Raw genomic sequence first — 22802 nt, forward strand, 5'->3', positions numbered from 1 at the left:
AAAGCGGCTAATTTGCGCCTAATTATTTTTTAAGCGTAAAAGTCGCTTGAAAGCGGCTTTTTTGTTTCTTACATTAACTTCTTTAATAAGAACTTTGACAATTAAATAATGGTAACAATAAAGAGCATCTACTTAAAATCAACTAAAAAATTAACTTAAATTCATATTTTTAAGCGAGTAAATCAGGATCTAAAAAAGAGCATATGGTGGATGCCTCGACATTAAAAGGCGAAGAAGGACGTAGCAGCCTGCGATAAGCCTCGGTCAGGTGGCAAGCAACCTTTGATCCGGGGATTTCCGAATGGGGAAACCCGTCTGTCTTTTTAAGGACAGTCATCTATGTCTGAATCTATAGGACATAAGAAGTGCACCTGGGGAATTGAAACATCTTAGTACCCAGTGGAAAAGAAAAAAAAGGGTTAGCTCATAGCTAATGACGGTTTTTGCCGTCATCTGCTATTTGCTAATATATTCCCAGAGTAGTGGCGAGCGAAATGGGAAAAGTCCAAACTTGTGAAGTTTTTCCGCTTTTGGCGGGAAAGGGGTCATAAGCCCTTATACTTTACGGGGGTAGTGAGATAATTACTTTTAAATCAGCTTATGACTGATTGGGGATAGCGTATGTAGTAGACTTTCCTAAAGTTTATTAGGAAATACTATTACTATTTCCTAGCTAAATCACCTGGAAAGGTGAACCAAAGAAGGTGATAGTCCTGTAAGCAAAAGGAAATAAACTTCCTCGTGATTATTCTCGAGTACCACGAGACTCGTGAAATCCCGTGGGAATCTGGCATGACTATTTTGCCAAGACTAAATACTTTTAATGATCGATAGCGAACTAGTACCGTGAGGGAAAGGTGAAAAGCACCCCGGTGAGGGGAATGAAATAGTATCTGAAACCATATGCTTACAAGCAGTCGGAGTCCCGCCTTTGGTGTGGATGACGGCGTGCCTATTGAAGAATGAGCCAACGACTTAGTTTTATACAGTTTTCGATTAAGCCCTTCAAGGGCGAAATCAAAGTGAAAGCAAGCGTGAAAACGCGACCATTAGTTAATTAGTGGTTAGTTATTTTATATAATTAATTCACTAATTTTCTAAAAGATTGTATGAACTAGACCCGAAGCCAAGTGAGCTATCCATGGCCAGGATGAACTCTTGAGAAATCAAGGGGGAGGTCCGAACCCACTAGCCGTGCAACGCTAGGGGATGAGCTGTGGATAGAGGTGAAATGCTAATCGAACTTGGCAATAGCTGGTTCTCCTCGAAATAGCTTTAGGGCTAGCCTTATAAATACTTATATGGAGGTAGAGCACTGAATGGGTGCGGATGGCGTAAGCCTACCACATCCAACCAAACTCCGAATTCCATGTATTTAATTATAGGAGTCAGACCATGGGGGCTAAGCTCCATCGGTCAAAAGGGAAACAGCCCAGACCACCATCTAAGGTCCCTAAATTTAGGCTAAGTGTAAAGGCAGTATCGCAACTGAAACAACTAGGAGGTTGGCTTAGAAGCAGCCATCCTTTAAAGAAAGCGTAACAGCTCACTAGTCAAGTTACTTTGCGCCAAAAATTTATAGGGGCTCAAGCCTAATACCGAAGATGTGGTCCCCCACTTATTTATAGGTGGGGGAGGTAGAGGAGCATTCCACGTTTACTGAAGTCAATTTGTTAAAATTGATGGAAAACGTGGAAGTGAGAATGTTGGCATAAGTAGCAAAAATCAGGGTGAGAATCCCTGACACCGCAAGCTTAAGGTTTCCTGGGCAACGTGAATCGACCCAGGGTTAGTCGGTCCTAAGGCGAGGCCGAAAGGCGTAGTCGATGGACAGCTGGTTAATATTCCAGCACCGTCTATTTTGCTTGCAACTAATTGACGCATCCTCAAAGTCTGAGCGCATTTTGGCTATATGCGTTCCTTCACTTAATTTAAGTGGGGGAGAAGAAAAAACCTCCGGGTGGATTCGATTCAGGTGGAGCGGGTGCCAAGAAAAGATTAGCCGTGTCTAACTTAATAGATGACCGTACCAAAACCAACACAGGTGAGCGGGCAGTTAATCTGCTAAGGTGTACGAGAGAACCCTCGTTTAGGAACTCGGCAAAACAGTGGCCGTAACTTCGGGATAAGGCCTTCCCCCACTTGCTTGCAAGTGTGGGGACGCAGTTAATGATCTCAAGCGACTGTTTATCAAAAACACAGGTCCCTGCTAAACCGTAAGGTGATGTATAGGGGCTGATGCCTGGCCAGTGTCAGAACGTTAAGGGGATAGGTGCAAGCCTTGAACTGAAGCGCTGATGAACGCCGGCGATAACTATAAGTGACGATTGTAGTTATAAAATTTGGCTATATGCGGGAAACCCTCCTTCATTTGAAGTACTCGCCTTTTACTAAAAGGCAGTAACAATCTTCAAAGGACATAATTGTCAGGAGGCAATCCGCAGGAAAGACTCTTGGTAAGAAAGGATTAAACTATGGTAAAAAATAAATGGTTAAAAAATGTACCAATAAATATTGGTAATTATATTGCTGGATTTGTAGACGGTGAAGGAAGCTTCAATGTTTCATTAAGAAAAAGAAAAGATCATAAAATGAAATGGCAAGTTGTATTAACCTTTAATGTATCTCAAAAAGAAAGAGCTATATTGTCTTTACTTAAACGTTATTTAAGTTGTGGCAGACTACAAACTAGAAAAGATGGAGTATCTTATTATGTAGTTTCAAATCCATTATCTATTAAAGAAAAAATTATTCCTTTTTTTAGTAGATTTCCCTTCTTATCACAAAGAAAAAGAAGAAACTTCTCAATTTTTAAAAGAATTACTAATTTAGTCATTAAAAAGGAGCACTTAAATAGCTCGGGACTAGAAAAAATAATTCAACTCAGAGAAAAATTAAATCCCGGACGTGGAAGAAAAAGAAAATATTCATTAAAAGACTATAAACAAAACCAAGAGAATCCTCAGAGACTATACGCCAAACCGCGATCTTTTCGTAAAGAAAAAAGCGGATGAGATAGTCCGATCTCATAGGTAACTATGAGCTAACAATAAAGAATCGTCCTAAGGTAGCGAAATTCCTTGTCGGGTAAGTTCCGACCTGCACGAATGGCATAACGACTTGAGAACTCTCTCAACGAGGGACTCGGTGAAATTGCATTACGAGTAAAGATGCTCGTTACCCACGGCCGGACGAAAAGACCCCGTGAAGCTTTACTACAACTTGGCATTGAGTTAAGTTTGTGTTTGCTCAGTATAGGTGGGAGACTTTGAAGTCCCAATTTCGGTTGGGACTGAGTCGCCATGTGAAATACCACCCTAACGTAAATTTAGTTCTAATTTTTGACCATGAAACTGGTCAGGAAAACAGTGTCTGGTGGGTAGTTTGACTGGGGCGGTCGCCTCCCAAATTGTAACGGAGGCGCTTACAAAGGTTGGCTAGGCTGGGATGGAAATCCAGCCGATAGTGTAAAGGCATAAGCCAGCTTTACTGCAAGACCTACAAGTCGCGCAGTTACGAAAGTAGAACTTAGTGATCCGACTCTCGATTATAGGATCGGAGAAGCTCATCGGATAAAAGTTACTCCGGGGATAACAGGCTTATCGGTTCCAAGAGTTCATATCGACGAACCGGTTTGGCACCTCGATGTCGGCTCATCGCATCCTGGGGGTGAAGAAGCTCCCAAGGGTTTGGCTGTTCGCCAATTAAAGCGGTACGCGAGCTGGGTTCAGAACGTCGTGAGACAGTAAAATATAAATAACGTTCTGTCTCTTTTCGTCCATAAAATTAAAATGATCGTGCTGTCTATAAATCTGGCTATATGCTGGAAACTCTGGCATCCTCAAATAAGGAGAATAGAGGATTGAAGAATCTCACACTACGTGTTATAATATACGTGAAAATGTGTTGAGTGCAGACAACCAGCAGGGAAGATTTATAGGGAAAAATATGTTAAATCCAAATTACATTTCTGGCTTTGTAGATGGAGAAGGCAGTTTTCATGTCGCCATTTACAAAGATAATCGTATGAAACATAATATAAAAATAATACCGGAATTTCATATTAGTCAACGAAAAGATAGTAAAATGATTCTGGAAAAAATAAAAGATTATCTTCAATGTGGTTATATCAAGAAAAATCATGCTAAAAATAAAAATGATTTGACATATGTTTATGTAGTTAGAAATCGAAAAGACCTTCTAGAAAAAATAATTCCTTTCTTTGAAAAATACACACTAAAAACAGTGAAGAAAAAAGACTATAACATATTCGCTAAAATAGTAGAACTTATGAATAATAATAGACACAGTAAAAAAAGTGGACTTAGAAAAATTATTAAACTTTCTTACTCTATGAATAGAAAAGGTAAATACAGAAGATCAAAAATCTCCCTATAAAAACCCTCAGAGACTATACGCCGGACTCCAACTATAAAATGGAGAAGATATAGTCCGAACTCTATGGCGACATAGAGAGATAAGTAGAAATAACTTATCCCGTAACCATAAACCCATTTTTGAAATTTGAATTTTGGAATTTGGAGTTTGTTGTTACGTAGTAACAATTCTGTCGGTCTCCTATCCGCCGTGGGCGTTTAGAAACTTGAGAAGATTCTTCCCTAGTACGAGAGGACCGGGAAGAACGAACCTCTAGTCTATGAGCTGTTCCGCCAGGAGCATAGTTCAGTAGCTACGTTCGGAAAGGATAAACGCTGAAAGCATATAAGCGTGAAGCCTCCTTCAAGATTAGGTTTCCTTATTTAGTCTCCTTCAAGATAAGAAGGTTAATAGGTGGCCGGTGTAAGATCCGTAAGGATTTGAGCCAAGCCATACTAACAGACAATTATTCCTGATTTACTCACTTAAAAATTATGAATTCATTAAAAAATAAATGAAAAAATACAAAGCCACTTTGAAATTACTCTTAATCTTTATTGTTTTAACCATTTTTTTAGAAATACTACTTTATTTTTCTCCAGCCACTATAGCGGCTAATTAAAATTAAGAGAGGTAGTATCCTGGTGATACTAGCGACTGTGTTACACCCCTTTCCATTCCGAACAGGGCCGTTAAGACAGTCAGCGCCGATGATACTTGGGGTTTATCCCTGAGGGAAAGTAGGTCATCGCCAGGATATTGCCTCTCTTTTTTTATTGGTAAAAATTTAGAATAACTAATACATCAAATAATTAAATAGAAATAGCCTGTCCTGAGCGAGTCCGAGCTTGCCGAGGACGAGTCGAAGGACCAGGATATTGTCTCTCTTTTTTTATACTGAAAAATGGCTAAATCTTAAATTATTGCAAGAAATAATAAAACTCGGATTTTTATCCAAGTTTAATTTTTATCAGTAATTTTATTTCCTCTTAAACTCTTTTTTTAAATAATCAGTAATAATATAAATGACTACTACCGCTCCAGTTATAGTTGGTAATTCTTTTGGTATTAAATAATCATTGGCCTGGCCAAAAAATAAATAATGGCCAACAATTAAAACTAAAGTTAATATCCAAAGGAATACAAAAATCTCTCCCCGGCGAACACCAGTAAGCCCGCCCTTCCATCTCCTAATTTCTTTATCGGAGGCATAAAAAGTAAGTACTATTATATAAATAGTACTTAAAATTGTCGGCAAACAATATCTTCCGCGGCTAACAAATTCAGTCATCAGCCAAAGCCAAATAAATATAGTAAAAACATCCAATAATACTAAAAATATTTTTTGTTTTTGGTTTTTCATATTAAATTTATTATACTATATTTTTTATTAATAAACTATATAAAAGTATTTAGGCTAATATTAGCCTTTTTTTTATCCACAATTAGCTGTTGACTAAATGTTAATAATTTCATACAATGTATGATAAAGTATGATAATATAAATTATTATGGATCGAAAAAGACTGACCATTACTCTTAAAAAAGATCTCTTGCCTAAAGTTGATAAGGTAATTGACGGCGCCAGAATCAGAAATCGTTCACATGCTATTGAATATCTTTTGTCTCAAACCCTCTCCCCTAAAATAAAAAAAGCGGTTATCTTAGCTGGCGGACGCGGTATTAAAATGCGCCCTTTTACTTATGAAATGCCAAAAACCTTAATTCCAGTTAAAGATAAACCGATTTTGGAATATACCATAGAACTTTTAAAAGAAAATCATATTAGGGAAATACAAATTGTTATTGGTTATCTAGGAGATAAAATCAAATCTCATTTTGGCGATGGCTCCAGGTTCGGGGTAAAGATTAGCTACGCTGAAGAAAAAAAAGAAAACGGGACGGCCGCCGCTCTCTTAAAAGCCAAAGATTTTATCAGCCAAAAACCTTTTGTCCTTATTTACGGTGATACCTTAATTGATATTGACTTAACCGATATAATTGATTTTCATTTGACTCATGACGGATTAGCCACTATGGCTTTGACTTCTTATGATAAACCCTATGAATTCGGCGTGGTCCGGCTTCATGGGAACCGCATTGTAAAATTTACGGAAAAACCAGAAAAAGGTAAAAGAATTTCTCATTTAATTAACGCCGGACTTTTTGTTTGTCAGCCGGAGATATTAAATTACATTCCCAAAAAAGGCAAAAGTATGCTGGAAAAAGATGTTTTTCCCAAATTGGTGGAAGAAAATAAACTTTATGGCTACCCCTTTGAAGGCCAGTGGTTTGATGTCTCTACGCCAGAGGTTTATGAAGAAGTTTTGAAGGAGTGGCAACAATAATAAGGAAAAATATGTTTTCAATTGAATTTATTGAAAATGTATAAGTTCCTTTTACTATTTTGCATCAAAACACAAATTACCAAAAAAAACCGGAGGTCAAAAAATGACTAAGAAAAAGGAAAACAGTTTTTTCGGAGAAATTCGTGAAAACATGGAGCTTAAAATTCTGGGAATCCCCTACATTGTGCAGCGCACTTTTCTTGATTCTCACAACAGCTACGTGCTTCAGGCTAAGCATCCCGACGGTACTTCTGAAGTGCTCAAGATTTATTTCGAGAAAAGAAAGCTGACCAAAAGACAAGCGACTATTTTTGTCGGTCATGTTCTTACTTACTGCGACAAACTTCGGGATCTGAAAGTATGCCTCCCTCCTGACAAAGGTATTGTTCTTCTCCCGATTAACGGTCGCCTGGCTGTTATCCATATCAGCCCATTTATGGGAGAAAGCCTGGAAAGAAACATCCGTTTTGCTAAATCCGAAGAGGATATTATCCGTAATATGGATATTACCTTTACTTGCTTAGGCAATCTCATGAAAAACGGCCGCAGCGACCGGATGTCTGTCGGTATTGACCTCATTCCCAGAAATTTCGTCAGTCATGACGGAGAAAAAGCCATTTACGTTGATCTGGTTCCGCCTAAGATAAAGGTGGGGTCTAAATACTTACTGGAAATTCCAGAACCGAAAGATCCTTTGACTCATAAAATAGGCATTTTCCGCCATTATTCAAAACTGGGCGTTATGATCGTCTTTCTGGTTCAGCTTTGCCGACTTAAACCGCAGTATTACGAAGTCTACGAAGACGAAATTATCAAGTATTTGGAAAAAATGAAACTTTCCAAAACTGCTGATAAATTCAGAAAACGTCTGGTTAAAACTTCAATTACAGGTACTACAGCTGATGTTCCTGTTATCAAAAATCTCGAATTTGCCGATATTTATGACCTCAGGGAAATTGCCTGTTATTACTGCTACAAAGATCTGATGACTAGAGAAGAGCTCAGATATTTCTTCTCTGATTCCCACTTTCAGGACAAACCCCTGACAAAAAAAGTGGTGAATGAATTAAAAAACCGGCTGATCAAAGCCGTTTCCTAGTTCTTTTACTTTATCCCGGCGCTTCGCTTGCGAAGCGCCTTTTTTATTTAAATAAAAATTCTAATATTTAACTACTCTTTGCATCAGTTTATAATAAGACTGGTGTTTTTCTTTAAATCGACCCAGAATTGGCTCCATATAATCAAGATATTTCTTTTTAACCTGGCATTTCTCAAAATCAAAATATGTTTTATCTAAAACTTTTTCCTCATCAACAGCTTTATTCAATGGAATGTCAGATATTTGTATAGCGTCAGGCTTTTTGGTCCTTTCAATCCGGGCCATCCGCCCAAATTTATCCTCTTTTAACATATGAACCGAGTAATGACCTAAAGAACAAGCGGTGGTGGCATCAATTTTAATGGGCGAGCCAGTTTGCATAAAATTACCCGGAAAAAGAGCTTTGCAGCTGATATTTAATTCTTCTTTTACTTTTTGCATTAGTCCTAAGGCGATAAAATTTTTTCTTTTTACTTTAAAAGTGTCACATTGATTTTGATCAAAGGCTTTTAATTTATCAAACTTGGCTTCTTCAGAGAGTACTACTGTGGCAAAATTACCATTCTCTTTATATTTTTTTTCTATTAAAAACAGAACTTTCTTTAGTTTTACCTTTTTTTCCGGCGGGATTATCACGTCAGCAGATCCATAAGCGCCGGAAGCAGCCAACCAGCCTGACTGACAGCCTAAAACTTCAATAATAAAAACCCGGGAAAGAGTATAAGCGGCGTCAATTTTTATTTCTTCGCAAAAATTAGCTGTATGGTAAGCCGCACTAGGAAATCCGGGTGACCAATAAGTGCCTTGTAAATCATTATCTATAGTTTTGGGAATACCAACAATCTTAACCTTGCTTTTTTTAAATAATTGATTAGCCGCACCCAGGGTATCATCTCCTCCGATAGCAATGACATAGTCAGCCTTATATTGTTTTAATTTATCCAAGACTACTTCCAGTCCCCCGCTTTCACACATGGGATTGGTCCGGCTGGAGCGCAAAAAAGTGCCGCCAATATCTTTAAGGGGTTTAGGATTAAAGGCCGTTAAATTTATGGACTTACCCTTCTCGGTTAAACAAGCCCAGCCATAAAGTCCGCCCAGAATTTTCATTTTTTGCCTTTGAGCTTCCCGGATTACTCCATAAAGAGTAGGATTAAGAGCTGGAGCCAACCCCCCGCCTGTGAAAACCAATAGTTTTTTACCTTTTAAATTATTCATAGATAATTGTCATTATTTTATCATTTCTGCCTGACCTTGGCAATATTTATTTCCTACTTTAATAATCATTTTGACATAAATATAATAGTATTATAACCTATTCAATAAATAAAGCTCTTTTCACTTTAAAATAATGGAGGTAAAAATGAAGACGGCACGTGAATTTCTGGGTATTCCAGATAACCAAAGTTACGAAGTTCTATTGGCTCCCTCAGTTTGTATCGAAGAAACCAAGCAAGGTCCGATCAGTGGCAAATTTTCCAAAATCCCGGTCACTCTTAAAAGAAGGGTTTCCGGCACTTCCCTTAACATTGCCCTGGCTTTAACCCGGGTCTTTGAAAAAAGTGTTAAGCTTTTAGGCTGTGTCTCAGACAATGCCTATGAGCCACATAATGCTTATCTGCAAACACATGTTTCAAATCTGGGCCTTGACTTTCATCCTTTACCGGTTTACAACGACACATCTGTGGCTACTCTAATTATTGATACCGGTCCGGAAAAAAGTGAAGATAATCTAATGCTCTCCACTAAAGGGAAATTAATTAAACCAGAAATAGCTGCTAAAGAAATTAGAAAGCAGATTCAACTTTGCCGGCCTGATATTATTATGGCTACCGGAGTCACGGATAATGACTATCCGATGGTCAAGGTTCTTTTTGAAAAAGAAGAATCATTCCGTATTCTCAATCCCCGTCCTGAGCTGCTTAGACAAATCTCTCTTGATAAAATTAAAGGCATTGACCTTTTAATTATCAATCACGAGGAGCTTTCCGGCTGTTTAGGCCAGGAAATAAAAGCCAATGAAATTAAGCCAAAAGATGTCCTACCCTGTCATAACTTAGGCATTCCCTTCATTATTGTTACTTTAAACCACCACGGCATGATTTTTTCCGGTTCTGAATTAAACTTTTTCAGACCAGCTATTAATCTGGGTCAAGCTATCAGCTCTACCGGTACTGGTGACGCTTTTACCAGCGCGTTTATCGCTGCTGTGCTTGAAGGACTGGACCTGGAAACATGTCTTTTATGGGCCCGAGTTTTTGCCGGCCTAAAAGTGATTCGTACTGGCGGCTCTAATATTCCAACCGCTAAAGAATTCCGAGTCGCTCTTGAAAAAATTTAAAGTTGTAAATTTAATCGCCGCACAAATCTTTCTGTGCGGCTTTTTTTATTAATTGACAAAAAAACAAATTTAACCTATATTACCATAAATGAATTTAAATATTTTTTTATAATGAAAACTTTCCAAATTGTTCTTCTAGCCGCTGGAAAAGGTAAAAGAATGAAAAGCAAAAATACACCAAAAGTCCTTTTCCCCTTAAAAGATAAGCCCCTTATAAAATATATACTTAGAGAAATAAAAAAATCAGGAATATGTCAAAAACCGGTTATTATTGTTGGTTATAAAAGTCAAATGGTAAAAAAAGTCCTGGGCAAAAATTACACTTACGTTTTACAAAAAAAACAACTGGGCACTGGGCACGCTGTCAACTGTGCTAGAAATTTTTTAGAAAATAAAGCAAAGAACATTCTTATACTCTACGGCGATAAACCTTGCATAAAAGCTGATAGTATATTAAAAATTATAAATCGCCATATAAAAAATAATAATATTCTGACCATGGCTACGATTAAAATCCCCGATTATAAAAATTGGCGTGTTGATTTTAAAAGTTTTGGGCGTGTAATTCGTAATAATAAGGGAGAAATTGAGAAAATTGTCGAAAAAAAAGAAGCCACTCCGCAAGAACTTAAAATAAAAGAGGTGTCACCTAGTATTTTCTGTTTTAAGGCTAACTGGCTTTGGGATAATATCCCAAAAATTAAGTTAAGCCCTCAAAATGAATATTATCTGACTGATTTAATTCAGATTATTAAAAAACAAAAAAATAAAATAGATTATGTTAATATTGATCCGATAGAAGGTCTGGGTATTAACAGTCAAAAACAACTAAAAATAGTTTCTCAATTTATTTAAATAATTCGATCTTTAAAAAATTATTTTGTTTCTGAGGAGGTAATGATGTTTTCAAAAACAGCAGTAATGTTTACGGCCTTTAACGATGGCGAAACTATTGGTGATTTGATTAAAAAAGTGATAGAAATTACCAAAGAGAAATCTGACATTTGGGTGATTAATGACGGGTCGAAAGATAACACTTCAAAAATAGCTAAAAAACTAGACTGCTGTTTAGTGGATCTTCCTGAAAATCAGGGAGTCGGGTCAGCTTATAAGGCTGGTTTTTCTGAAATTATTAAGAAAGGAGAAAAGTATAAATACGTTATTAAAATTGATGCTGATGGTCAGCATCAACCGAAATTTATACCAAAAATCATTAGAAATCTAGAAAATGGATTTCAGCTGGTGGTTTGCTCCCGCTTTCATGAGCGTTCCTGCCAAAACAGCACTCCTAAAGACAGAAGTTTTTTAAACTGGCTTTACGCCCGTGAATTAAGCCAGATAATAGGAAGCCGTGTAACAGACGCCCGTTCCGGATTTTTCGGTATTACTCTACCGGTTCTTAAAAAAATTACTCCTAAACTGATCACACCCGGATACGGTATTCCTATGGAAGTTTTACTTCGCACCTGGCAGTTTATAAAGGAGGTAAAAAAGTGGCCAAATTCTTGGCGAGAAGAGATAATTCACCCGGCTATCTATGATTATGCTATTCATAAGAATACCCGTCGCCATAAGATGTACCAAAGCGAAGAATGGCATCATAAAATTGAAAGATTTTTAACCGCTTATACCGCCCTGGTAACAGTACTTTATGATATGGGTTTTAACACCCATGAAATTACCCAAAGGATCTCAAAACAACTGGCTGAACACACCGAATACCTTATTGGGTAAATTTAATCGCCGCACAAATCTCTCTGTGCGGCTTTTTTTATAATTTATAAAATGATAAAATATAGAATATGAAAGAATTTATTACTGACCTTCATTTTCACTCTAAATATTCCCGGGCTGTCTCGCCTAAGATGGACCTGGAGCATTTTTATCAGTGGGGTCTAAAAAAGGGCCTTAATCTATTAGGTACCAGTGATTTTACTCATCCACAATGGTTTTCTGAACTTAAGAAAAAATTAGTGAGGCAAAAAAACGGTTTTTATAGATTAAAAAATACTGACCAAGAAATATATTTTGTACCAAGCGCCGAAATCAGCTGTATTTATAAGAAGAACGGGCAGGGTCGGCGCATTCATATTCTTATCATCGCTCCGGATTTAGAAACAGTTAAAAAAATTAATGTTCAGTTGGGCTGGATTGGTAATTTAAAATCAGACGGCCGGCCAATCCTGGGCTGTGAAGCCAAAGAAATGGCTAAAATTGCCCTAAAAGCTTCAAAAAAATGCCTAGTCATCCCAGCCCATATTTGGACCCCCTGGTTCTCTTTATTCGGTTCTAGGTCCGGTTTTGACCGCTTAGAAGAATGCTTTGAAGAATATTCAAATAAAATCTATGCTATTGAAACCGGGCTTTCCTCGGACCCGCCCATGAATTGGCGGCTTAAACAACTGGATAAAAAGGCCATTGTTTCTTTTTCAGATGCTCACTCACCCAATAACTTGGGCCGGGAAGCTACTGTTTTTGCATTAAAAAATCCTTCTTACGAAAAATTATTTAAAGCCATTAAAAATAACCAAATTGCTTACACTATTGAATTTTTTCCTCAAGAAGGAAAATATCACTGGGACGGACACAGAAAATGTCAGGTTAGGCTTTCACCCCAAGAAACTAAAAAAAATAAAGGCCTCTGTCCAAAATGTGGCCGTAAAGTTACTGTCGGGGTTATGAACCGAGTAGATGAACTAGCTGATCGAAAGGAAAATTATCAGGCCTTAAGCCGTCCCCCTTTTAAATCTTTAGTGCCTTTAAAACAGATTATTAGTCAAGTTTTAGGTATTGGTCCAAAAACCAAGGGTGTGGCTGACGAATATGAAAATTTAATTAAGCAAGGAAAAAATGAATTTAATGTTTTATTGAATCTTAAAATTGAAAAAATAGAAAAAATCTCCACAAGTAAAATTGCTCAAGGCATAAAAAGAATAAGAGAAAAAAAATTAAATATTAAACCCGGCTTTGATGGCCAGTACGGCAAGGTTAAAGTTTTTGCCGATAAAAAAGAAGCCTCAATCGGCCAGGAAAGCTTATTTTAAAATGATAATAGTTTTTGAATACATTTTTTTATTTTCTGCTTTATTACTAATAGCCGCCGTTCTGATTTTTGTTTCCAATCTTTTTTACAATACTATCAGAGTTAAAGTACCTTATATTAAAACATCCCGCTGGGCTATAAAAACAACTCTAAAAGAAATTAATCCTAAAAAAGAAGACAAGGTGGTTGAGTTGGGTTGTGGTAACGCCCGGGTGATCAGAGCCATTAAGAAAAAATATCCTGAAATTAAAGCCAGGGGTTATGAAGTAGCCTGGTGGCCCTATCTTAAAGCTAAACAAAAAATAAAAAAGGATAATTTAAATATTGACTTAATAAGAAAAAATTTTTATAATGTAGACCTTTCAGACTCTGACATAATATTTTGTTTTTTGATTAGTTCGGTAATGCCACGCTTGGAAAAAAAGCTAAAAAAAGAATTGAAGCCAGGAGCCATTGTTATTTCTTATATTTTCACTTTCCCTCACTGGCCAGCTAAAAAAGTGATTAAAAATCCCAAAAGATCCGGAGCCAGTAGAATAAATATTTATCAGAAAACATAAGGTGAGTTGTGCCGAATTGGCCCCACTTCACAGTGGTTTCGCAGGATAAATAAGGCACCGCTCTCCCTACATCACTTGCAAGGCCAGGTGACATCGTGTAGTCGAATAACAAGGCGAAAAATTATCATAAATTTATGAGTTATATTGTCTATATTCTACTTTTATCCAATAAACAATTATAGACCGGTTTTACTAAAAATTTGAATCAAAGAATTAAACAACATAAAAATGGTGCGGTTAAATCAACGGCAAAAGACAACCAATAAAATTAATTCATTACGAAGTGTATGCCAAAGAATCAGGGGCCAGACAAAGAGAAAAATATTTAAAGACAACAGAAGGTAAAAGACTTTTAAAAATGCGGATTAGAAATTTATCAAAGGAATTACAATAGTAATCCGCAGTGCGGAGGGGTGCCGGAGTGGTTGAACGGGCCGCTCTCGAAAAGCGGTAAGCCCTTACGGGTTTCGTGAGTTCGAATCTCACCCCCTCCGCACTGCGGAAGATATTTTTTGCCTCTGCCAATAAATAAAAAATATGCCTGAATATAATCTAGAAGTTAATAAAAATGACCAAATTATTGGCAAAAGACCAAGAAAAGATTTTTATACTGGTCAATATATTCACCGAGCTTCACATTTGATTCTTTTTAATTCTAAAAATCAAATTCTTCTGCAAAAAAGAGTCAAAACAAAAAAATGGTTTCCCAATCTTTATACTTTCTCGGTAGCCGCCACTGTTTCTGAGGAAAGCTATAAGGATTGTTTAAAAAGAGAAATTCCTGAAGAAATCGGGATTTCTATACCCATAAAATTTTTATTCAAATATCCTTTTTTTGATAAAACAGACAAGGCTTTTCACGCCGTTTTTATTAGCAAAAGTGATAAAAAAATTAAACCAGATAAAAGAGAAATTAGTGAAATTATTTGGCTTACGCCACAAAAGCTTAAACAAGACTTAAAAGCAAATCCTAAAAAGTACACGCCCCCTTTTAGAAAAGGTATGGAAATATTTTTTACTCAGTATTATAAAAAATAATTCTCCTACTCCAGAAGAAAAAAGTTAAATATTTCAGTGCTGAAAAGCCGGAAAGAATAATAAACTACACAAAGAGTAAAATAATTAAATTAGAAAAAGCCTTACCTCAACTAAGAGTTCTTTATGGAAAAGCTCGAAACAGACCGACGGTTAGATTCTATCAAGGCAAACAAGAAATGAAATTAATCCTCCATGAATTATTAAAAGAAGCCAAAAAACTTATTGCTTTTAGTTCGGCAAATGACCTTTTTTCCACCTTACCTAATTTTCCAAAATTCGTGAAAAATGAATAAAGAAAAAAATTCCAGTTAGTGTTATTTTACGGGAGTCACCCAAAGCCAGAGAAAGACAAAAATTAGGCCCCAAACAACTACGCCAAGTAAAAATAATTCATGAATTTTGATTATCATGGTAGTATTTTTACATGGAGGAGAAAAATAGCTATATTTTCATTTAAAAAAGATATGGTTGCCATTGTTATTAAAAGTAAAGAACTGGCCAAAATGCAACAAACACTATTTGAGACATTTTGGAATTCTATAAATAAACAAATTTATTATATTCTGTTATAATTATAATATGCTCACCTTCGAACAAATTGAAAAAGAAATTAATAAAATCAAAGAAAGAAACGCCAAATTAGAAAAAGACAAGGCCTGGGAAACTAGCTGGACTAGAAGAATAATTATTTTTTTATACTATAAGTATTAAAAATTAGAATAATATTTAAAGTTTTATAATTTTGCTTGTAAATTAATGAAAAAAATACATACATCCAAAATTTATATTAGTAAAAAAAAGTTTATAAATAATTATAAATTTATAAAAAGGGTAGTTGGTAAAAATGTTCGTATTTCTTCAGTGGTTAAAGGCGATGCTTACGGACATGGCATGAAACAAATAGTACCTTTAGCTGAAGAACAAGGCATTAATCATTTTGCTGTTTTTGCTGCTTTTGAAGCTAAAAAATTATTAAAAATATGTCGCCAAAGTAGTCAGATAATGATTATGGGTATGATTAGTAATAAACAGTTGCCCTGGGCTATTAAAAATGGTATTGAATTTTTTATTTTTGAATTCAATCGTTTGCAAGCTGCTTGTAAAATGGCAAAAAAAATGAAAAAACCAGCTAAGATTCATATTGAAGTTGAAACTGGCTTAAATCGTACTGGCTTTGATTTTAAAGATTTAGATAAATTATTAAAATTTTTAAAGAAAAATAAAAAACACTTTAATATCATAGGACTTTGTACGCATTATGCTGGTGCTGAAAGCATTATTAATTATTATCGTATAAAGAAACAAATAGCTAAATATAATGTTATTTATAAAAAATTTATTAAAGCCGATATAGATATAAAGTATAGACATACCGCTTGTTCAGCTGCGGCTATTAATTATAAACAAACTAGAATGGATATGGTTAGAGTGGGTATTATTCAATTTGGTTTATGGCCTAGTGATGAAACTTTAATAAATTATTTAAGTAAGCGAAAAAGAAAAATAAATCCCTTGCAACCTATATTAAGTTGGAAAACTAAAATATTAAATACTAAAGTGGTTAAGGCGGGTGATTTTATTGGTTATGGCGATACTTTTATGGCTAATAAAAATATGAAAATAGCCACTATGCCAGTAGGTTATGCTTGTGGTTATAGTTGTTCTTTAAGTAATCGTGGTAATATATTAATCAATGGAAAACGAGCTAATATTATTGGTAAAGTAAATATGAATTTATCAATTGTTAATATTACTCATATTCCTGAGGTTAAAAAAGGCGATGAAGTGGTGTTAATTGGCCAACAGGACAATGATGAAATCCATTTAACTTCTTTTAGAGATATTTATAATAGTTTAAATTACGAATTATTAACTCGACTTCCTTTTGCTATTCCTAGAATAATTATAGATTAACCATATTATATGAAAAAACTATTAAAAGAACATTTACATGGATTAGAAATACCTGCTTAATTAATAATCCAATTTACTTAAATGAGATATTCCCTTATAGATCTATTTCGAACAATCGCTATTGTCTTAGTTTTTTTCTTTCATATCTCTATAGAAATAAATCCAATCTGGGGTCGAGTATTTATTAATTTTGGTAATATCTATCGCTTTAATACAGGTGATCTAGGCATAGCTATATTTATTATTATCTCGGGTCTTTGCCTGACTTTAAGATATAAAAATAAAAAAATAGAATATGTAAAATTTATTACCCAGCGTTTTTTAAAAATATACCCTCCTTTCTTTATAGCCTTAATTATGGGCGTTATTTTTTATTATATTCTACCAGACACCCTACTTCAAGAAGGCTATTATTATTTTCCTCAAATAAATACAGCTGATATTTTTTGTAGTTTAACTGGTTTTTGTAATTTCTTAGGTAGAATCGGTGGTCCATTTTTGGGACCAAGCTGGTTTATTGGTCTAATTATTGTTTTATATCTCCTCTTCCCTTTACTTTTAAAAAAATTTAAAACTAATCCTTACGCTTCACTTTTTATTTTATTTTTAATTTCTTTAATTTTTCGTTATTTATATAATAACTTTCCCCCATTAATCTACAAACTTCAACCCTTTTTTCCTTTAGATTATTTATTTGAATTTGGTTTGGGTATTTATCTTGGTCTGGTAGTAAAAAATAATTTTTGGACCTATTTAAATAAATACAAAAAGCTATCCAGAATATTAATTAGATTAGGACTTTTGTCTTTTCCTTTATTTTTAGTTCACCATCCACTTTTATTTATTGTAAATTCTTTGGAAAAATTGAATGTCAGCTTATTTGTCTCTATTCCCTTATATTTATTAGTCTCAGGTGTTTTTAGTTTCTTGCTCTTTAAAATGATTAAAAAAATTCCAAGGAAAATTTAAGTTTTACAAATCAGCCTAAATTTATTATAATATTAGAGAAGCTTAACCAAAAAAAACAAATGCCAAAGATAACAAAAGCAGTCATACCAGCCGCTGGTTTAGGCAGTCGCTTTCTACCAGTAACTAAAGCCATACCCAAAGAAATGCTGCCTATTGTTGATAAACCTACTATTCAATACGTAGTTGAAGAATTAGCCTCTTCTGGTATTAAAGATATAATAATCGTCACTGACTCTTCTAAAACAGCTATTGAAGATCATTTTGATCATTTAGATTATTTAGAAGAAAAGTTAGCTAAACAGGGCAAAAAAGATAAGGCTAAACAAATCAAAAAAATTGCTGATTTAGGCAATTTTATTTTTATCCGTCAAAAAGGGCCTTATGGCAACGGTACGCCGGCTTTGTGTGCTGAACCACTGGTCAAAAATGAGCCTTTTATTTATATCTGGGGTGATGAATTTATTCACGCTAACCCACCCCGAGTCAAACAAATGCTTGAAGTTTATAAAAAATATAAATGCTCGGTTATTTCTGCCATTAAGGTGGCTAAAAAAGAGGTTTCCCGCTACGGCGTTGCCAAAGTCAAACATATAGAAAAAAATATTCATCAAATAAATGAAATCGTGGAAAAACCGCCTCTTGATAAAGCTCCCTCAAGATTAGCTACTCACGGAGCCTATTTATTGACTCCAACTATATTTAAATTTTTAAAAAAACAAAAAATAGGTCAAGGAGGAGAACTTTGGCTAGTAGACGCTATTAATAAGCTAGCTCAACAAGAAAAAGTTCTGGCTTGTCTTATCAAAAAAGGCCGGTACTACGACATTGGCAATAAACTCGGTTATATTAAAGCTAATATTGAATTTGGTTTGAAACATCCGGAAATTAAAAAAGATTTAAAAAAATACTTAAAAAATATAAAAAGCAATGATTAGTAGAAAATATATAATTCTTGGTATAATCGTTTTAGCTATCCTTGTTCCTATCTTTATTGGCATTTTCTTGAAAGAAGAAGTAAAAATTCCCAAAAGTGTTACTTTAAAATATTGGATTGTTGAAGGCTCAGAAAAAGACTATCAAGATATTGTTAGCGCTTTTAAAAATTATCATCCCTATGTCAAAGTAAGTTTTAGAAAAGTAAAACTGGAAGAATACGAAGACACTTTGATTCAAGCTTGGGCTCGTGATCAAGGTCCGGATATATTTGAGTTGCCTTCAACTTGGTTAAAAAAATATCAGGAATTCATCACTCCCGCACCGGCTGAAATAACTACCGCTTACTATGAAAATAAAAAAGAATTTTTTCGTAATACTGTAGAAATAAAATACCGCACAAAAAGCTCTCCCACTTTAGATAATATAAAAAATAATTATGTTGATATAATTTATGATGATGTAGTTTTAAGCAACAATCGGGGAAAAAGACAAATATACGCCCTGCCTTATAGTATTGATACGTTGGCTGTCTATTATAATAAAGATTTATTAAATAATGCTTATATAGCTCAACCGGCTAAAACTTGGAATGAACTAGTTCAGCAATCTTCAAAGCTAAGTCTCTACGACAATCAAAATAATATTCTCCAGTCCAGTATAGCTTTAGGTCTTTCTTCAAATATTGAGTATCATTATGGAATTCTTTCACTACTAATGATACAAAACGGAGTCAGTATGATTTCTCCCAGCGGAGAAGAAGTTAGTTTTAATAGAAGCCGTGAAACCACCAATTTAGGAGCTTTGGCTTTAGATTTTTACACCAGTTTTACCAATATAAATAAAGAAACTTATTCCTGGAATTCATCACAACCGGAAAGTTTAGATAACTTTACTAGTGGTAAATCAGCTTACTATATTGGTACCCTAGCTGATAAATCAGTAATTGATAAAACAGCTAATTTAAATTATGGTGTAACTGAAATGTTTCATATAAATCCATCTGGTACAGACCGAGTTTTAAATAAAGCCGGTAATCCCGTACAAGTTAATTTTGGCAAATACTGGGTCCATACTGTTGCTAAAAAAACCAAGTCTCTTCAGGAAGCCTGGGATTTAGTCCAGTTTATAGCTCGGGAAAAAAGAAATCGGCAATACCTAGAAAAAACTGGGAAAATTTCCCCCCTAAGAAGTATTCTTAATATACAAAAAGAAGATCCTGATTTAGGGCTTTGGGCCCGCCAAGCTTTAACCGCCAAAAATTGGTATACTGGTTATGATGCTTCAGCTACAAAAAATTATTTTGCTGAAATGATTGAGACTGTAGCTTTAAAAAATAAAAGCAGCAGCCAAGCATTAAATGAAGCTGCTGAAAAAATTGAAAGGACTTTAGAATGAAAAATAATTACAAAATTTTATTTTTAATAATAGGTTTAACTTTTTTAATAACACCTCTCAAGTCAATAGCCTCTCCTTTACCGGATATAATGCCTGATTGTGACATTACCGTTTATGAGGTTGAAGAACACGGCACTCATAATTTTGATGACGCTGAAGCCTTTAAATATAATAAAGCAGAAGAAGGAGGAGAAAAAGAAAGTGATTACGAAAGAGTCTGTAATGGCGACTGTATTGACGCTCGTAATTATGTTCAAATAGGTGACAAAGGGGAAAGCGCTCATGATAAATACGGGGACGTCACCCATGTTATTGATTATAATCCCTGCGGTTTTGATGATTTTATCACCCTATTAATTAATGCCTTTCAATTCGGCTTAACCATGCTGGCTGTGGTGGTTTTATTCTTCTTTATTTGGGGCGGTTTTGGCTTTATTATTGCCGGCGGTCGGACTGAAAAAATCCAGGAAGCAAAAAAGACTATTAAAGGCGCTTTTGTCGGTATGTTAATAGTATTATGTGCCTGGATTACAGTAAATTTTTATATTTTTGCTTTTACTGATGATCCTCAAAGCAAAATATTCGGTGAATTTTGGTGGGGTGGCAGTGAAGAATGCCACGAAGATTTTCCTTTAGAATGCGACAAAAATAATCTTCATCTTGGCTGTGGCGGACCCAAAGATTCAAGTACTGATACTTATATAAAAGACTTACAAAACGCACTTAATAATTTAGAGGGTTGTGAATGTGGCCCAGTAGATGGTTGTTACGGTGATAAAACAGCTGACTGTGTGATTGAATTTCAGTTAAGTAATCAGGATGAGATTGGTAATTTTGAAGTAGGAGTAGTGGGAGAAAATACCTGGAACGCTATAAAAACAGGCTCTGGCAGTTGTCAGGTTGATTATGACACCGAGAAAACTGAAGAGGCTGAATATTGTTGTGGACAAATATCTTTAAAACCCGGTCCTATATGTCTACCTACTTGGGAAGAAAATGGCTGTGATAAATACGGCGAAAACTATATGTTATTGGAGAAGAAAAAATGTTCAGAACTCGTATTTTGTCAAGAGGGTTGTTGTATACCTGATGATTTAAATAAAGATTGTTATAACTGTACAGGTAACGAATGCCTTCCTTATGGTGATACTTTCAATCATGAGGCAAAATGCAAGGAGGAAAGTAATTCTGAAGATTGTCTTTGGCATATTTGTCGCGAAAATTCTACTTCAGTTAATAACTGTTATATCCAAAGAGGGGGTTGTCTCCCTGATGTATCTACTAATGAAGTAGCTTGGAGTAAAGAAGCGGCTCAAGAAAAAATGTCAACTATGGATGTATGTAATATGGGAACCTGTACTATACCTTTTACTGATGCCAGTGGTAATACTTACTATGATTGCTATTGGGAATCCCGCTCAAGATGTGAAGAAATAGAAGGTGAATTTTATTATAAAATTCCTACACCTAGCTCAACAGACGATACTGATAGTGACGGTTATGCCAATCTAAATGGTGGGTCGCTGCCAGATATTGAGTGCCGAGTAGATTAATATTAATTATATAAATATATGAAAAAAAAGATTATAACCTTATTACTCATTATCAATTTTTTCTTTCCCTTAAGTGCTTTAGCCAATGGCACTTCCAATGTATTACCCAACCCTATGGCCTGTACTAACTTGCTTTGTCTTTTTATTCAGGTAATCAGAATTCTTTTAGGGGCTGTTGGCCTTTTTGCTTTATTTGTTTTTATATGGGGCGGTTTTTTAATGTTGACTTCGGCCGGCAACGCTGAAAAAGTTAAACAAGCTAAAGATACTTTGCTATGGGCTTCTTTAGGTATTGTTGTTATCTTAGGCAGTTGGGTGATTATTAGATTTTTAATGGAAACTGTATTGAGTAGTTCTTTTACCTAAAATAAAATTTGACAAAAATCTTATTTTAGGATATAATAGAACAAACATAAAAATTATTATTATTAAAATTAAGAAAATGAAAAAAATATCTCTAATCTTAGCTCTATTTCTACTAATTTTGCCAACGACTGCTTCAGCTGTTGTGACCAGTTATAGTATTGAAGACTTTGGTAGTTCTGTTGGATTAGGCACAGCTGATCTTGTAGACACCGCCATTAACGTTATCCAATGGGTCCTTGGTATTTTAGCTTTAGTAGCTGTAGTTATGATTATTTATGGTGGCATTCTTTGGATGACGGCTGCTGGTAATGAAGAAAAGATTGGAAAAGCCAAGAAAGTTATTTCGGCCGCTGTTATTGGTTTAATTATTGTCTTGATGGCTTGGGCTATTGTCATCTTTGTGGCCGGTACTACTGCTAATGTAGTTTCTGAATAATATCTGTATAATAATTATTAAAATATTTTTAGAAAGGAGGTGAAATAATGAAAAAATTAGCTCTAATTACTTCTTCTGTTTTGTTACTAGCTCTTCCAGTTACTGCTTTAGCTCAAACCTCATACTCCATTGGAGATATTGGTGGTGAAGTCGGTTTAGGCACAGCTGATCTTAGAGATACAGTAGTTAATATTATTCAATGGGTGCTTGGTATTTTAGCTTTAGTAGCTGTAGTTATGATTATTATCGGTGGCTTTCAATGGATGACCGCTGCTGGTAATGAAGAAAGGATTGAAAAAGCTAAGAAAGTTATCTCAGCCGCTGTTATTGGTTTAATTATTGTCTTGCTGGCCTGGGCTATCGTTATCTTTGTGGCTGGTACTACTTCTAACGTTACTCAATAAATTATTTTTATTTGAAATATACA

20 protein-coding genes, 1 tRNA gene and 2 rRNA genes are annotated in these 22802 nt (G+C 35.1%); 21 read left to right on the forward strand and 2 right to left on the reverse strand.

What is annotated here, in order from left to right:
* Window positions 1-180: 180 nt before the first annotated feature.
* A 23S ribosomal RNA gene (locus U5L76_04270) occupies window positions 181-4857 on the forward strand.
* Between the two features lie 160 nt (window positions 4858-5017).
* Window positions 5018-5134, forward strand: a 5S ribosomal RNA gene (gene rrf / locus U5L76_04275).
* A 222-nt stretch (window positions 5135-5356) separates the two neighbouring features.
* Here the strand turns inward: rrf and U5L76_04280 are convergent.
* The gene (locus U5L76_04280) at window positions 5357-5740 is read right to left on the reverse strand and encodes a hypothetical protein (GenBank protein MDZ7798800.1); all 384 of its coding nucleotides are present in this window, start codon (window positions 5738-5740) and stop codon (window positions 5357-5359) included.
* Between the two features lie 148 nt (window positions 5741-5888).
* Here U5L76_04280 and U5L76_04285 point away from each other — a divergent pair, with 148 nt between their 5' ends.
* Window positions 5889-6725 (forward strand): sugar phosphate nucleotidyltransferase, encoded by an 837-nt coding sequence (locus U5L76_04285; GenBank protein MDZ7798801.1) that lies wholly within the window; start codon window positions 5889-5891, stop codon window positions 6723-6725.
* A 103-nt stretch (window positions 6726-6828) separates the two neighbouring features.
* A complete protein-coding gene (locus U5L76_04290) occupies window positions 6829-7824 on the forward strand; it encodes a hypothetical protein (GenBank protein MDZ7798802.1) in 996 nt (331 codons plus the stop codon).
* A 60-nt stretch (window positions 7825-7884) separates the two neighbouring features.
* On the opposite strand, the gene U5L76_04295 is transcribed toward U5L76_04290, so the two are convergent.
* Complete coding sequence (locus U5L76_04295) at window positions 7885-9042, reverse strand: 6-phosphofructokinase (protein MDZ7798803.1); 1158 nt, start codon at window positions 9040-9042, stop codon at window positions 7885-7887.
* A gap of 145 nt (window positions 9043-9187) precedes the next feature.
* Between U5L76_04295 and U5L76_04300 the strand changes: the two genes are divergently transcribed.
* The 17 genes from U5L76_04300 (at window position 9188) to U5L76_04380 (ending at window position 22779) form a co-directional block, all read left to right on the forward strand.
* Complete coding sequence (locus U5L76_04300) at window positions 9188-10165, forward strand: PfkB family carbohydrate kinase (protein ID MDZ7798804.1); 978 nt, start codon at window positions 9188-9190, stop codon at window positions 10163-10165.
* A 111-nt stretch (window positions 10166-10276) separates the two neighbouring features.
* Window positions 10277-11020: a sugar phosphate nucleotidyltransferase gene (locus tag U5L76_04305; protein ID MDZ7798805.1), complete on the forward strand. Its 744-nt coding sequence runs from the start codon at window positions 10277-10279 to the stop codon at window positions 11018-11020.
* 42 nt (window positions 11021-11062) lie between these two features.
* Complete coding sequence (locus U5L76_04310; GenBank protein MDZ7798806.1) at window positions 11063-11899, forward strand: glycosyltransferase family 2 protein; 837 nt, start codon at window positions 11063-11065, stop codon at window positions 11897-11899.
* 68 nt (window positions 11900-11967) lie between these two features.
* Entirely contained in the window at window positions 11968-13209 is a 1242-nt protein-coding gene (locus tag U5L76_04315) for an endonuclease Q family protein (protein MDZ7798807.1), read from the forward strand.
* Window position 13210: 1 nt separating this feature from the next.
* Window positions 13211-13768: a class I SAM-dependent methyltransferase gene (locus U5L76_04320; protein MDZ7798808.1), complete on the forward strand. Its 558-nt coding sequence runs from the start codon at window positions 13211-13213 to the stop codon at window positions 13766-13768.
* Window positions 13769-14175: 407 nt separating this feature from the next.
* Window positions 14176-14262, forward strand: a tRNA-Ser gene (locus U5L76_04325).
* Between the two features lie 43 nt (window positions 14263-14305).
* On the forward strand, window positions 14306-14806 hold the full coding sequence (locus U5L76_04330) for an NUDIX domain-containing protein (GenBank protein MDZ7798809.1): 501 nt from the start codon (window positions 14306-14308) through the stop codon (window positions 14804-14806).
* Window positions 14807-15198: 392 nt separating this feature from the next.
* Window positions 15199-15378: a hypothetical protein gene (locus U5L76_04335; protein MDZ7798810.1), complete on the forward strand. Its 180-nt coding sequence runs from the start codon at window positions 15199-15201 to the stop codon at window positions 15376-15378.
* A gap of 7 nt (window positions 15379-15385) precedes the next feature.
* Entirely contained in the window at window positions 15386-15517 is a 132-nt protein-coding gene (locus U5L76_04340) for a hypothetical protein (protein ID MDZ7798811.1), read from the forward strand.
* Window positions 15518-15562: 45 nt separating this feature from the next.
* Window positions 15563-16720 (forward strand): alanine racemase, encoded by a 1158-nt coding sequence (gene alr / locus U5L76_04345; protein ID MDZ7798812.1) that lies wholly within the window; start codon window positions 15563-15565, stop codon window positions 16718-16720.
* 81 nt (window positions 16721-16801) lie between these two features.
* Window positions 16802-17689: an acyltransferase family protein gene (locus U5L76_04350; protein ID MDZ7798813.1), complete on the forward strand. Its 888-nt coding sequence runs from the start codon at window positions 16802-16804 to the stop codon at window positions 17687-17689.
* Window positions 17690-17748: 59 nt separating this feature from the next.
* The gene (locus U5L76_04355) at window positions 17749-18624 is read left to right on the forward strand and encodes a UTP--glucose-1-phosphate uridylyltransferase (GenBank protein ID MDZ7798814.1); all 876 of its coding nucleotides are present in this window, start codon (window positions 17749-17751) and stop codon (window positions 18622-18624) included.
* A complete protein-coding gene (locus U5L76_04360; GenBank protein ID MDZ7798815.1) occupies window positions 18617-20020 on the forward strand; it encodes an extracellular solute-binding protein in 1404 nt (467 codons plus the stop codon). The genes U5L76_04355 and U5L76_04360 overlap by 8 nt, the downstream gene beginning before the upstream one ends.
* Complete coding sequence (locus U5L76_04365; protein MDZ7798816.1) at window positions 20017-21573, forward strand: hypothetical protein; 1557 nt, start codon at window positions 20017-20019, stop codon at window positions 21571-21573. Before U5L76_04360 ends, U5L76_04365 begins: the two co-directional genes overlap by 4 nt.
* An 18-nt stretch (window positions 21574-21591) precedes the next feature.
* Complete coding sequence (locus U5L76_04370) at window positions 21592-21939, forward strand: hypothetical protein (protein ID MDZ7798817.1); 348 nt, start codon at window positions 21592-21594, stop codon at window positions 21937-21939.
* 76 nt (window positions 21940-22015) lie between these two features.
* Window positions 22016-22375: a pilin gene (locus tag U5L76_04375; protein ID MDZ7798818.1), complete on the forward strand. Its 360-nt coding sequence runs from the start codon at window positions 22016-22018 to the stop codon at window positions 22373-22375.
* 47 nt (window positions 22376-22422) lie between these two features.
* A complete protein-coding gene (locus U5L76_04380) occupies window positions 22423-22779 on the forward strand; it encodes a pilin (protein ID MDZ7798819.1) in 357 nt (118 codons plus the stop codon).
* Window positions 22780-22802: the final 23 nt, after the last annotated feature.

The sequence above is a fragment of the Patescibacteria group bacterium genome, assembly GCA_034520665.1.
In the GTDB taxonomy this organism is placed as follows: domain Bacteria; phylum Patescibacteriota; class Patescibacteriia; order JAXHNJ01; family JAXHNJ01; genus JAXHNJ01.